This is a genomic window from Neochlamydia sp. AcF84 (assembly GCF_011087585.1).
GTDB lineage: Bacteria > Chlamydiota > Chlamydiia > Chlamydiales > Parachlamydiaceae > Neochlamydia.
Genome location: NZ_VJOT01000082.1, coordinates 16607 through 29450, shown reverse-complemented (window position 1 = coordinate 29450; position 12844 = coordinate 16607). Strand labels below are relative to the sequence as shown.

The 12844-nt window shown below is 36.8% G+C and carries 11 protein-coding genes; 3 read left to right on the top strand and 8 right to left on the bottom strand.

What is annotated here, in order from left to right; all coding sequences use genetic code 11:
- Positions 1–263 precede the first annotated feature (263 nt).
- From NEOC84_RS09535 to xseA, 6 genes are all read right to left on the bottom strand, one after another.
- Positions 264–431, bottom strand: a complete 168-nt coding sequence (locus tag NEOC84_RS09535) for a hypothetical protein (protein WP_162180922.1) — start codon at positions 429–431, stop codon at positions 264–266.
- Positions 432–743: 312 nt separating this feature from the next.
- Positions 744–929, bottom strand: a complete 186-nt coding sequence (locus tag NEOC84_RS09530; protein ID WP_166158633.1) for a hypothetical protein — start codon at positions 927–929, stop codon at positions 744–746.
- 669 nt (positions 930–1598) lie between these two features.
- Positions 1599–2450 (bottom strand): NAD(+)/NADH kinase, encoded by an 852-nt coding sequence (locus NEOC84_RS09525; protein WP_166158631.1) that lies wholly within the window; start codon positions 2448–2450, stop codon positions 1599–1601.
- A gap of 9 nt (positions 2451–2459) precedes the next feature.
- Entirely contained in the window at positions 2460–4361 is a 1902-nt protein-coding gene (locus tag NEOC84_RS09520; RefSeq protein ID WP_166158628.1) for a 1-deoxy-D-xylulose-5-phosphate synthase, read from the bottom strand.
- Between the two features lie 19 nt (positions 4362–4380).
- Positions 4381–4632: an exodeoxyribonuclease VII small subunit gene (locus NEOC84_RS09515; protein ID WP_166158625.1), complete on the bottom strand. Its 252-nt coding sequence runs from the start codon at positions 4630–4632 to the stop codon at positions 4381–4383.
- On the bottom strand, positions 4625–5980 hold the full coding sequence (xseA, locus tag NEOC84_RS09510; protein WP_166158622.1) for an exodeoxyribonuclease VII large subunit: 1356 nt from the start codon (positions 5978–5980) through the stop codon (positions 4625–4627). Before xseA ends, NEOC84_RS09515 begins: the two co-directional genes overlap by 8 nt.
- A gap of 345 nt (positions 5981–6325) precedes the next feature.
- Here xseA and tpiA point away from each other — a divergent pair, with 345 nt between their 5' ends.
- Both tpiA and secG read left to right on the top strand, forming a co-directional pair.
- Entirely contained in the window at positions 6326–7117 is a 792-nt protein-coding gene (gene tpiA, locus NEOC84_RS09505; RefSeq protein WP_166158619.1) for a triose-phosphate isomerase, read from the top strand.
- Positions 7114–7410, top strand: a complete 297-nt coding sequence (gene secG, locus NEOC84_RS09500) for a preprotein translocase subunit SecG (RefSeq protein WP_166158616.1) — start codon at positions 7114–7116, stop codon at positions 7408–7410. The genes tpiA and secG overlap by 4 nt, the downstream gene beginning before the upstream one ends.
- A gap of 45 nt (positions 7411–7455) precedes the next feature.
- On the opposite strand, the gene NEOC84_RS09495 is transcribed toward secG, so the two are convergent.
- On the bottom strand, positions 7456–7905 hold the full coding sequence (locus NEOC84_RS09495; RefSeq protein ID WP_166158613.1) for a hypothetical protein: 450 nt from the start codon (positions 7903–7905) through the stop codon (positions 7456–7458).
- A 285-nt stretch (positions 7906–8190) separates the two neighbouring features.
- Positions 8191–8814 (bottom strand): peptide deformylase, encoded by a 624-nt coding sequence (gene def, locus NEOC84_RS09490; protein ID WP_242678255.1) that lies wholly within the window; start codon positions 8812–8814, stop codon positions 8191–8193.
- Between the two features lie 732 nt (positions 8815–9546).
- Here def and NEOC84_RS09485 point away from each other — a divergent pair.
- The gene (locus tag NEOC84_RS09485; protein ID WP_166158610.1) at positions 9547–12789 is read left to right on the top strand and encodes a hypothetical protein; all 3243 of its coding nucleotides are present in this window, start codon (positions 9547–9549) and stop codon (positions 12787–12789) included.
- The last annotated feature ends 55 nt before the right edge of the window (positions 12790–12844 follow it).

Sequence of the window (12844 nt, the reverse complement as noted above, 5' to 3'; positions counted from 1 at the left end):
ATATTCTTGGGTTATGAGCAGTCACAATCAGACCGTCTTTACAGACAAGTTCACTTCCAGAAGGATGCTTGCAACGAGCTGGAGATTTGCACTCTGGCTCACATTGAACATCAGAACTAGCTTGCTTGCTAGAGAATTTTGATGCGAAAAATGCTTTTGCTGCAGCAACTGGTGAAGTCGAAGTTACTCCCTCAGATGCTTGGTTTGTTTGATAAATTGGTGCTGGCTGTTCATAAACAGGGGCTGAATTGCTGGTTCTGTTATCAGCGCAACCTACCCACATGAGTGCGGTAGTGCACAAAAAAAGCAACGAGGCTATTATTCCTAGTTGTTTCTTCATTGATGACTCCTTTCGTTTGTTTTTGGTCATAGTAGATTAAATAACTTAAATGTTGGTCTAATCTCGTTTCTGCAGTAGATGTATATAACACGATTGAACAAAACCTTCACTATTTTTTATTGTAGAGAGCGTGTTCGTGAATTTTAGCGATAAGTTATCATGGATCTAAGAGCTTATCATTTAATCTCAAACCTTAATCTAATGATGGCTTCGACTGGCTCAAAATATATTGAGATCCCTTCGATTCTGCTTTTCCTTGTTTATCTCTGCATTTAACATATTTATATGTCGTTTAGTTTAATCGCCCTTTTTTTTAGCTTAAGTTAAGGCCTAAGCCATGAAAAGGGGCAATTATTGTGACACCCATTAGGTCCCGACAGCCTTACAGCTGCCGGAATCATAACTAATAATAGGTTGTATCACTATTGGTAGTATTCTCCCAAATATAGGGGGAAGGTGCTTGACGAGGCTCACAGATTCTTGGAGCACATGAAGTGTCAGTCTCGCTGTTAGACCACCAGCCGCAACCACAGCCAGTTAATGCTGTGGCCACTATTGCTAAAGATAATAAGTTAAAGATTCTTTTCATTTTTTTCCTTCTATTTTGTTTCAATAGTCATTAATCGCAATTTAAGAAAATGCTTAGTTTTTTACTTAATTTCTTAATAGCAAACAGGGTCACAGACTGGTGCTGGAGCACATGGTCTAGGAGCATTTTTAACATAAGGCTTGGTATAGTAGGGCTGTGGAGAGCAAGGTTTTGCACATGTCTCATAGCCAGCACGATTTCCACAGCAGCTCGTTAATGCAACTACACTTACAAATAAGGCCATTGATGAAAAGAATTTTATAGCTTGTTTCATACTAACTCCTTGGGTTTAAATTTAATTTACTTTGCACCATCATTATTGATTAGGTAATTTTTTTTGTCTCATTCCTTTCCGTACTACAATTTGTATACTTCGAAAAAAAAGGATTTACCCTTTTTAGATACGCATTAGCTAATAAACTTTCCACTAGAATCTTTAGTTTCATCAATTTTTGGGGATAAAATTTTCATAATCTTCTTAAAAACAAATGCTTAAATTTTTTTTAGCTTGAAACTAATTTTAATAGATGCCTTGTTAAGATTCAAAAATAGTGCCTTAAAAAAGACAGTTTCTTGATTGCTATTATGCTTGAAGAGTAAATATAGAAGTATTAAAAAATTATAAAAGAAGGAAAATAATGAAGAAATTGGAGGGTTTTCTAAGAGTATTCATATTTCATCTGTCTTCAATTTTCCTGACCAACCCAGCTTAGAACGCAGTGTAGAGTAAAAATCATGATGGAGCAGGTTAACCAAGCGAAACTTTTTTTTAGCACAACTTAAATAAAATTTTTCCCCAGTTTTCATTCGGAAGCTAGAAAATCCATCATAAGTAACTTCAATGGGTTTGAGTTTGCTTATGTATTCAATACGGATTTGATGCGAGGGTAGAAGGACAATAGGGCGATTGGAAGTAGTGTGAGGACAGATAGGAGTAATGACAAAAGCTCTTAAGTTAGGAGCTAAAATAGGGCCTCCTGCGGCCATCGAGTAAGCTGTAGAACCACTAGGTGTTGCCACAATAATTCCATCGGCGCAGTAAGTATTTAAATAAATGTCATCGACAAAAATTGAAATTTCGATAAGGGAAAGATTTTCAGCCCGGTGGAAAATAATGTCATTCACAGCATAGCATGTTCGATTATCCTCTGTTCTCCCAGCCATCATCATGCGTTCACTTATAACCATTTTATTTGCTAAAAGGTTTTCAAGACTTTGATAAGTTTCCTGAATAGGTATGTCGGCCATAAATCCTAAGCCACCAAAATTGATGGCCATTAGAGGTGCTGTTAGTTCGGGATGACGTTGAATCACACGAAGAATAGTTCCATCACCGCCTAAAGAAATAATATAATCAATCTTTTCAGGCGAAATACTTGATAGGCGGGCTGCATCAACCTCATCAGCTATCTCATCTTCCGCATAAACACACGCGTTTCTTTTTTTAAGAAAAGCAGCAATTTGCTGCGCAATTTCCCCTGATGTTTTTTTTATCATATTAGGAAAAAGCGCAATATGCATGTCTATACCTTAAGCGTGAGCTTTCTGAGTTGTTTGCAAGGAAAAATGTAAGAGAATACGTTGAGCAATTTGGGGTGCGGTTAAACCAATTTCCTGGATAATATCTGCATGGCTCCCTTGATCAAGAAAAATTTCTGGGATACCGAAATTTAATACTTGAATATTTGTATAGCCATTAGAAAGTAAAAAATGATTGATAACATTACCCATTCCCGAAGCGACAGAATGTTCTTCTAAAGTGACAATTTTTTGATGAGACATCAGCAATTTACAAATAAGATCTGCATCTAAAGGTTTTACAAAAATAGGGTCCATAATAGTAGGATGATAGCCTTGCTGTTGGAGAATCTCACGTACTTGAAAGGCTATAGTATTCATATGTCCTAAAGAAATAATTAAAATATCTTCACCTTCCGCTAGAATTTCTCCTTTCCCGGGAAAGCGGTAATTTAAAGGTTCTTCCCTATCTTCTGTAACCATATTAGGATAACGTATCGCAGCTGGATGGCCCCATATAGGTGCTGATTCCATCAGCTCGCGTAACATATGGCCATCACGAGGCTGACTGATGATCATATTGGGCATAGCATTTAAAAATGAAAGATCATAAATTCCATGATGAGTAGCGCCGTCGGGGCCTGAAATTCCACTTCTATCTACGGCAAAGATGACAGGGAGCTCTTGTAGACATACATCGTGAAAGACATTATCTAAAGCTCTTTGAAGAAAGGTCGCATAAATAGAGGCAAATACCTTCATTTTACGACCATATGCTAAGCCTCCACAATAAGTAATTGCATGAGATTCGGCAATTCCGACATCATGACAACGCTCAGGAAATTTCTTCATAAAGTCTTCTAAACATGAACCTGCAGACATAGCAGGTGTGACGGCCACTACACTCGGATCGTTTTCAGCCATCTTTAAAAGATGGCTTCCAAAAATTTTTGGAAAAGTAAGTTTGGCGGTTAATGCTGGTAAAAATTTACCTGTGCCTGGGTTGAAGGGCCGAGCTCCATGATAAGAAATGGGATTTTTAACGGCTTCTTCCATGCCTTGCCCTTTATTAGTTAATATATGGAGAAGGACAGGCCATTTTGCATCTTTAATTTCTTCAAAAACTTCTACCATTTTTTTGATATCATGGCCATCAATGGGACCGATATAAGAAAGTCCGTAATGCTCAAAGAAAGCCGCAGGGCTTACTAAATTTTTCATTGATTCAGTAATTTTATGGCTCTGTTTGGCCAAAAAAGGTCCATAGCTAGGGATTTTTGAAACCAGAGTATCTAGCTCTTGATAAATCTTATCGGTAGTTGGGTTGCTAAGTAAACGACTTAAAATTCGCGTAATAGCGCCTACATTTTTAGAGATGGACATTTCATTGTCATTTAAGATCACAATAAAACGTTTTAAATCTCGAGGAATATTATTTAATGCTTCTAAAGATAAGCCGCAGGTAAGGGTAGCGTCGCCAATAATAGGGAGGATATACTCAGAACGCTTGGTTAGATCGCGGTTTTTTGCCAGCCCCAAACCTAAGGATAGCGCGGTACCAGCATGTCCTGCATAAAAGTGATCATGGGGGGATTCTTTAGGATGGCTAAAGCCGCACAATCCTTTGTACTGGCGGATGGTGGGAAATAGTTGATTGCGTCCCGTTAAAATTTTGTGCGTGTAGGTCTGGTGGCTTACATCCCATAAAAATTTGTCCACAGGGGAAGAAAATGCTTTATGTAAGGCAAGAGTTAGTTCAATAGCTCCTAAATTGGAAGCAAGATGCCCTCCATTAATTGACATGACCTCAATAATACGCCGTCTGATCTCATCTGCAAGCGTGTTTAAGGCGGCTAAAGGAAGCGGTTTTATGTCTTCGGGGGATTGAATTGTCTCCAGGATAGTCGTGCTCATTTTATTGTTTCTTTCCTTACTATGAATTAAATTCTTGCGTGAGTGGCTTTTTATCTGGATCTAATACTACCTCACCATTACGATTTTTCACTAATATTTCAATTTTACGCTCTGCTTCTAATAGCCTCTTTTGGCAGCTAGAAATAAGCCTATCGGCTTCTTCATATAGCTTTAATGATTCATCTAAGCTAATTGCCCCTGAATTCATTTTCTCTAAAATTTCTTCCAGCCGTACAAAAGCGGCTTCAAAGCTAAGGTCTTTTTCATTCACTGGCTTTAATTTCCTTTACAGTTGAAAGAACTTCCCCATCTGATAAATATATCCGAAGGTCTTGATTCTTATGGATGTTAGTTACGGAAGTTATAACTGAATCATCCTTTTCAGAAAAGAGAATAGAATAACCTTTGGTTAAAAGGTTTTTAGGATTGATTAGGTGCAAAGCTACTGAAATACTTTCTAATTGCTCTTTTTTGGAATCTATAATATGCCTTATTTGATGGTAAATATTTTTATCCCAATATTTTATTTTCTCTTGCAAGTATACAATTTGAGATGAAGGTTTGAGAGTTTGCAGCCTTTTATTAGAAGCTTCTAAGATAAGGCGAAGACTAAAAATTTTTTGCTTGATTAAATAATCGAGCTGCTGACGGTTATCATCCAGCCTTTGGATCCACGGTCCTAACAGATAATAAGGCGAAGAAAGCATCGGCTGCTTAAGAAATGCGCTTAAGTGTTGCCTGGATTGAAGCACTTTGTGAGAAATGTTTTGCGTAAGCCTTTTTTTTATTTGTTCTAAGTGTTTAAGTTGCTCAAGTTTATCAGCAATGACGATTTCTGCAGCTGCAGAAGGCGTAGGAGCGCGAACATCAGCAACATAATCGGCAATGCAATGATCTGTCTCGTGTCCTACTGCAGAAATAATGGGGATTTGGCTATAAAAAATTGCTTCCGCTACAATTTCTTGGTTAAAGCACCACAAATCTTCAATACTTCCCCCTCCTCGGCCTACAATTATTACATCTACTAAATTATGCTCATTAAAAAAATGGATCGCTTGGGCGATTTCCTGTGCTGCTTCTTCGCCTTGAACTCGCACCGGATTAATAAGAAGGTTAAGCCCTCCCGAACGTCTTGTTAAAATGTTTAGAATATCTTGAATAGCTGCTCCTGTAGGACTAGTAATTATACCTATACGATTAGGCATGCAAGGAAGGGACTTTTTATGCTCTTTTTTAAACCATCCAAAGCGATGAATTTTTTGTTTTAGTTCTTCTAGCTTTATCAATAACTCTCCCAGGCCTACTGGCTTCATCTCATAGATCACAATCTGATAATTTCCTCGTGTAGGATAGACATTAATTGCCCCCCTAACTAAAACTTGCATACCGTCTTTGGGAGGGGATCGCAATAAAGCAGCTTCTTGCCGCCAGATGATAGCGTTGATCTGCGCATGGGCATCCTTAAGAGAGAAATATATATGCCCAGAAGAATGAGGTTTACAGTTGCTAATTTCTCCTTGTAACCATACATTGGGGAAAGTGCCTTCTAAAGACAGTTTGATTGCCTGAGTCAATTGGGTGACAGATAAAACTACTGGTTCTGAGGTGGGGAGATTCATGGAAATGAAATTTATATCCTATTTTTTCTTAAGGTAATATAGAGTATAAAGAAGTTTGTATTTAAGAGAAAAGAGAGGCTAGGTAATTTTATCTCTCCCTTCGTGGTTTGGCTATAAAATGTTGTGTATGCTAGAAAAAGAAAAGTGCATTCAAGAGCAAAAAAGAAACTTAATAAACCTCATTAAGTTAAAAAGATTGGTGGTAGAATAAAGTATATGATTATTCATTTTCCTTAAATTGTGTGCCTTATACTATTCCTCTTAAGATGAAGCAAAACATTCGTAGGCATGGCTTGCTTTTTAGGTAGAAAAAATGATAATATCACTTTTAAAAAAAGGAAATTCATGACGTCCGCAAGCCGTCCAGTAGTCATTGCTGGCAATTGGAAAATGTATAAAACAATTGAGGAGGCTATAGCTTTTATTCAAGAGCTAGTGTCACTACTTAATACCCCTCAAGCCCAAATTTATTTAGCGGTACCTTTTACTGCTATTAAAGCAACTTCAGAAGCAGCAAAAGATACTGTTTTAGTCGTGGGAGCCCAAAACATAAATGATGCATCTGAAGGGGCTTTTACCGGGGAAATTGCCGGGAAAATGCTAAAAGATGCAGGGGCCGAATTTGTGATCGTAGGTCACTCCGAGCGGCGGCGCCTTTTCCATGAAACAGATGTCCTTATCAATAAAAAGGTTAAAAGGGCTTTACAGGATAATTTACAAGTAATTTTTTGCGTGGGTGAATCAAAAAAAGAGAGAGAGGCGCAACAGACTCATGAAGTGCTGGCTAGACAGCTCAAAGAGGGGCTGACGGATATTTCAGCAGAACAGCTCAAACATATTATTATAGCCTACGAGCCTATATGGGCTATAGGTATGCCTCAACCCGCAGGAGTTGAAACTGCCCAAGAAGCGCAAGCATTTTGCCGCCAGTTAATAAAAGAAGGCTGGGGTGAAAAAGCTGCTGAGCAGATTATTATTCAGTACGGGGGAGCGGTGAAACCAGAAAATGCAAAAAAATTTTTAGAGCAGCCCGATGTTGATGGTTTACTGGTAGGGGGAGCTTCTCTTTCAGCAAAAGATTTTGCTCAAATTATTAATTGTTATAACTCTATTTATGAAGAAGGGATGATTAAATGACATTTTTATATTACACCACTATGGTTTTTTTCATGATGCTATGTGCTTTATTGTGCTTTGTCATTTTGATCCAAGAAAGCAAAAGCTCAGGGCTAGGAGCCTCTTTTGGGGGGGAAGCAAGCGAATCATTATTTGGAACATCTACCGCTGACGTTTTGAAAAAATTTACTGCTTGGCTAGCCGTAATCTTTTTTGCTGCTTGTATTATTCTCTCTTTATGGACTAATGCCATAGGCCGTGCCAAGCAGGTGCCAAGCGTGCCATTTACCCTAGAAAACACCGAAGCTCATTAATATAAAAAGCTTCATGCATAAAGTTTATAAACTTTATGCATGCTTTCATATCTCTTGATTAATCTGCTTTATCGACTGATCAATCCATTTAATCTGCCGCAAGGGGGCAGCCATAAGGACACCGAAAACTGCTCCTGCCACTAGGCAAGTCGCTGCGATGAAAATAATTTTGGAGGCGACTAAAGTGACCAGAGCGATAATTGCTACTAAGCTTGCTAGATTCGACACCAGGCTAGAATCATGATATTGTTCAATCTTACTGTAATAAAGCCGTATATTATAAAGAGAATTTCTACGTAAATTATTATTTACATTTACTTCTCGAAGTTCTTTGTCAAGGGTCTTGAGGATATATTTGGTAACAAATTTGCCTATAAGAGGAGTGAGTGATAAAATTTTAAAATTTAGCTGAGTTTGAAAAAGAGGTTTGTTATTCAGCAAGGCAGGACGATGGGTTGTATCCATTCCGTCACGTATAGTGTCTGGGGAAAACATTTTTACTCCTGCCTTGATCAGTTTTAACAATTTTTGCAAAGGACACACTTCAAAAAACTACCTCTATAGGTGTTTTAGAGAAAAAGGAGGTCTTAGCTTTTATAAAAATTGCTTATTCGATAAAGAGCTAAATTTTGCCTTTTTGCAAAGTTTTAATAGGAGAAAAGGGAGCAGTTTTTTAGCTTTCTCTTATGAACAACCTTGTAGAATTTATGATAGCGCCTTGGAGGCGGAGCAATTTTATAAAAGTACAGGCTTTTGAAAGCCAGCTAAAATATATAAAATTTAGCTTTTAAAAGAATATTTCCTTTTAATTTCTCGAAGTTTAGATTCTATATTCTGACGGTCTGTTCGGCTTGCCATGCGATCAATAAATAATTTTCCATTGAGATGATCATTTTCGTGTAAAATGCAGCGAGCTTCATAACCTACAAATTCTTCGGTAAATGTTTTGGCATCTAAATCCATCGCTTGTACCACAATTTTTAGAGGGCGCGTAACTAACCCTGAAACTTTAGGAATAGAAAGACAGCCCTCTGGTAATGTGTCGCTCTCTTCGCTATAGGAAAGAATTTTAGGATTAATAAAAATTCTTTCCACTCCAGGAAGGCTAGTCTCATCATTGATATAAGTAGGGACGCAGGTAACAAATATAGCAATAGATTGGCGGACTTGAGGGCCTGCCAACCCAATGCCTTTTTCTGCATACATCGTATCTAACATATTGGCTGCAAGCTGGCGTAAATCAGAATTAATTTCTTTAATGGTCTCCGTTTTTTTACGAAGAATAGGATCTCCATAGTAGGCAAGCTGTAAAATCATAAAAGCTGTGAATAAAAGTGATAATAATAAGGGAAGATAACTCACTACAATTTTTTTTGCAATCCTAATTGCTAGGTTAATAACCATAAAATGAAAAGTTTTCTCTTTATTAAGAGGTGCATAATATTTTCTACCTGTAAAATTTAAATCGATCTACCCTATCAAACTTTTTCTTAATAAGATGCTTTAAAGCAACCTGGGGGGAAGTTAGAAAGCCAGAACCTATCTTTCTATCAATTCTTTATCGCGATTAGCTCAAATCAGCTTGCCTACCCTCATCAAACTCTTTCACTTAATTACTCAACCAAAAAGCTAGCTTTTTTCTAGCGGTTTGGGCTTAATTAATCACATATTTATTAATTTTTCATTATAATCTTATATTTAACTATTATAGTTTTTTTGCAAATTATACGTTTTTCATCTACTCTTTATGCACTCACGTACTTTATAAAGCCCCTTTTGTTAAGCATAGGCGGATCTTTCAGAAGGTTGGGTATGCAGGCTAAATTTTTTAAAGCGTAGTATAATAATTTATAAATTATTAAATCCAGCTAGCTGCTTTTAAAGGATACTTTAACTAATGTCTCTTGATTAGATTAAAAAAATAAAGAGGCTAAGAAGGAAAATATAAAAATCATTGAAGAGAAATACATTATCCACTAAATTAGGAAGAAAAATATTTTGCTGGTTTGTTTTTGTAATAAAATCCATGTTAAATTTTGTTTTATAAAATAATTTAAATTGATTTGTTAAAATTTAGCTTTATTTATTTTTTTAATATAAAATATAATAATTATTAAATAAAAAAGAGGAGATAATATGCTGCATGGTTCTACCCCTAATTCTCCTGTATCCAATATTCATAAATTTTTTGATTATATTCCTATTGTAAGCATAGGATCAGCGATTGCTCACTTTGCTATCCTCTTATTTGAAAAGTTTTCGACAAAAAAAAATGGGTCTAACGCTCCATTAAGTGAGCGCGATATCCAGGTTATTTCTTCAGATAGCTGGGGGCACGGAACAAGAGGTTTACTAGACTTCGTGCCTATTGTAGGAAATATTATTCTTGGTATCCATGACTTTTGCCATAAAAATCATGAAGTTAAGCGCGAGCAAAAATTGCCTACCTCATCGGACTCTTATATTACTTCCACGTTGGATACAATAAGCAGGACAGAAGAGCTTTTTAAGAGTAAAATTGCCCAACTTGAAGGGGCTTTAAAGAATAAAGAAGCTCTTATTCAGCAACAAAATATAGTAATTAGAAGTCACGAGCAAACAATAGAAAAATTAGACAATCAACTAGCTGCAGCAAAAGATGAAAATAGAAAGCTAAGTAAAAAAATTGAAAAGATTAGAAGAAAAAATGAAAATCTTATTAGCGAGAAAGAGAAGCTTCAACTTTTGATAGAGAATAAAAATAATGAACTTACAGGTGCCGCAAATATCTATCAAACTTCGCAAGAGGAATTGCAACAAGCCTATGCCAATTTGGCAGAGGCAAGAAAAGCTCTAGCTCAACAGCAAACATTTGCTCAACAACATCCTAGCATTGGTTCAACGGAAGACTTGGAGAAATTAAATCAGGATTTGCATCGACAACAAAAATTAGTGGAAGAATTGGAAAGAAAAGCAAATTCTATACGACAAAATTTAGAGAACGCTGAAAAAGAAAAAAATGATCTGATTCAGCAGTTGCAGCATACGCAAGAGAGCTTGCAGCGCAAAGAAACCGTCCTTGAAGCAGCAACTAGAGCTTCGCAACTGGCTCATGAAAGCTTAGCAAATGCTCAAAAAACGGTAGAAAGTACGCAAATAGAAAATAGCGAGCTAAAGCATCAAATAATGAATCTTACAAGTCATTTGAAAGCTCGTGAGCAACAAAACCTGAAGTTACAGCAGAGGATTGATGAGCTAGAGCTAAATAAGCAAGAAGCCATGGATCTAAGAAAAAAGCTTGCCAGCCAGGAAAGCTTTATGAGCGAATTTTTAAAAGAAGAGCATCAAGCACGTGAGGGTCTTAGAAGTAAATTATCACAGGCCCAAGCGTCGATAGGAGAACATGTAGCTCAAATTGAGCAGCTGAAGTTAAAATATAAGGATTTAAAAAGTAAATATCAGACTTTAAATGATGAACTACCTTTAAAACAAGAATTAGAAGCGCTAGAGCGTAAGTTAGCAGAAATTATAGTACAAAGAGACCATTTGCTAGAGCAAATTGAATTCGTCAAATTTGCTCAGACGCTTCCTTCTTTAGATAGATCTATAAATCTTAGTAGGTCTATACATTCAGCGGGTAATATTTCTCCTGATCATATCTCTCAAGTGACAGATTCCGGAGAAATGGCAGAATGGACTTTAATTGCGGTTAAAGAAAAAACAGAAGATGAAGGAATAAATTTTGCTGGTAAATTCCCCTCGCGTTATAAAAGGGAAAATATTGATACCTATATTCAACAGGTTCTGACAGCAGGCAATCATGCCGCAGATGATCTTGCAAAACGGATACAGGAAATACTTAACTCTGAAATTCCTCCTGCTTTTCTTTCTGAATTAATCTTAAATTTTAATGAGCAGATACGACAAAAAGCTCTTTTAATCCACGAAAAATTAGGCATTAACAGCGATAACATCGAGCAATTCATTAAACCGAATGATCCTATTGTGGGGAAAGGAAAAAGGCTTGCGAAAGAATATGAAAACGAGATAATGAATGCGTTACAGAATGCATGTAGGCAGGCTGCTGAAAAATGGCCTTTGCATAATAAAGATCTCCTTTCTTTAACGGACGAATGCTTTAAAATTTATCAAAACGCCTATTTTCAAGGGGTGGTACATTTTAACCATTGGTGGAGAGAAATGTACGATAAAACAATCAATTTTAGTAAGGAGGAGCTCGGCTCAGCTCAAGTGCAGCTAACAGCTGTGGGGGAACCTTATAGCTCAGCGGCCCCGCGCAATCGCCAAGATACTCAAAACCCTGCTGTCCCTAACTTCTTTAGAACAACCTACCTTCCTTATCTATCCTCTCCTACCTCGGGCATGAGAGCGATCAAAATGGACAATGTGACTCGTTCGGCTATTCCGGTGGAGTTTGACCAGACAAACAAAGAAATTCGCGAGCAAATTAATAGGCAAATTATAAAAAAAATACTAGAAGAACATGCGTTAGAATATTTAAAAAAACATTCTGGGCAAGCAAGCGATGAAACTCCTATAAAATTAGATTTTGTAGCCGTCACTTTATTATCTCCCTCATCAGTATTAGATTGGGCTAACTATTTTGGAAAATTGGCTAACGCAGATAATGAAGCCATGCTTCTAAAAGAAGCAAAAGGGGCTTACGAGTATTGGCATGGAAAATCTTTAGTCGTAGAAGGCCAAAATTTTCAATTTCAAATTACCTATATGAACATACCCTGCAATGACCTTTATTTTAAATCTTTAGAATGGTCAACGCAGGCTTATGCGCTAGAACGGGAGGCCAATCAAATAGCTATAAAACACCTAGCGCAAAAAGTCTTAGAATATGAACGAGCTGTGAAAAAAGAAATGAAGGAGAATAATACTTCTCCTAATTTAAAAGCAAAAATAATGAAAGTTAAAATCTTACAAAAACTTTTGAAAGATGTAGAATTTATATTAAATATCCCTGAAGGTAAAAAATTAGAAGCTTTTGGTAATAATTATTATGCTCTAGCCTCTCGGGTACTTATGCTAACTAGCTTAGTAAGCGATGGGGTACACTTTGGATGTCGAAGTGGCAAGGATCGTACGGGCTTAGCTAATCTGGAGGTAGACAAATTACTACAACTTACTCATGCATTAGAAGATTATCCTTCATTAGAGGCAGAGGTGAATGAGCCTAAAATAAGGGCTATGGCTAAAGAGATAGGACATCAGCTATATATAGATTCAGGCAATCTTGATGTAATTCCTGAGGCAAATTTAGGATGTCCTTTGGGAATGAATATAGGAGTTTGTGCCAATCCAGGAGACAAAGAAGCTAAAGAATATGCTCTTGCAGGGGCAAAAGCTTTTGTACGTCCAGGCCATTAATCTAAAAAAATTATACAAGCTTGATTATCAAATTGTTAAACTTGTATTTACATAG

Coding starts and splice junctions, on each gene's coding strand:
- NEOC84_RS09530 (WP_166158633.1), bottom strand. CDS start 929: ATGAAAAGAATCTTTAACTTATTATCTTTAGCAATAGTGGCCACAGCA.
- NEOC84_RS09525 (WP_166158631.1), bottom strand. CDS start 2,450: ATGCATATTGCGCTTTTTCCTAATATGATAAAAAAAACATCAGGGGAA.
- NEOC84_RS09520 (WP_166158628.1), bottom strand. CDS start 4,361: ATGAGCACGACTATCCTGGAGACAATTCAATCCCCCGAAGACATAAAA.
- xseA (WP_166158622.1), bottom strand. CDS start 5,980: ATGAATCTCCCCACCTCAGAACCAGTAGTTTTATCTGTCACCCAATTG.
- tpiA (WP_166158619.1), top strand. CDS start 6,326: ATGACGTCCGCAAGCCGTCCAGTAGTCATTGCTGGCAATTGGAAAATG.
- secG (WP_166158616.1), top strand. CDS start 7,114: ATGACATTTTTATATTACACCACTATGGTTTTTTTCATGATGCTATGT.
- NEOC84_RS09495 (WP_166158613.1), bottom strand. CDS start 7,905: ATGTTTTCCCCAGACACTATACGTGACGGAATGGATACAACCCATCGT.
- def (WP_242678255.1), bottom strand. CDS start 8,814: ATGGTTATTAACCTAGCAATTAGGATTGCAAAAAAAATTGTAGTGAGT.
- NEOC84_RS09485 (WP_166158610.1), top strand. CDS start 9,547: ATGCTGCATGGTTCTACCCCTAATTCTCCTGTATCCAATATTCATAAA.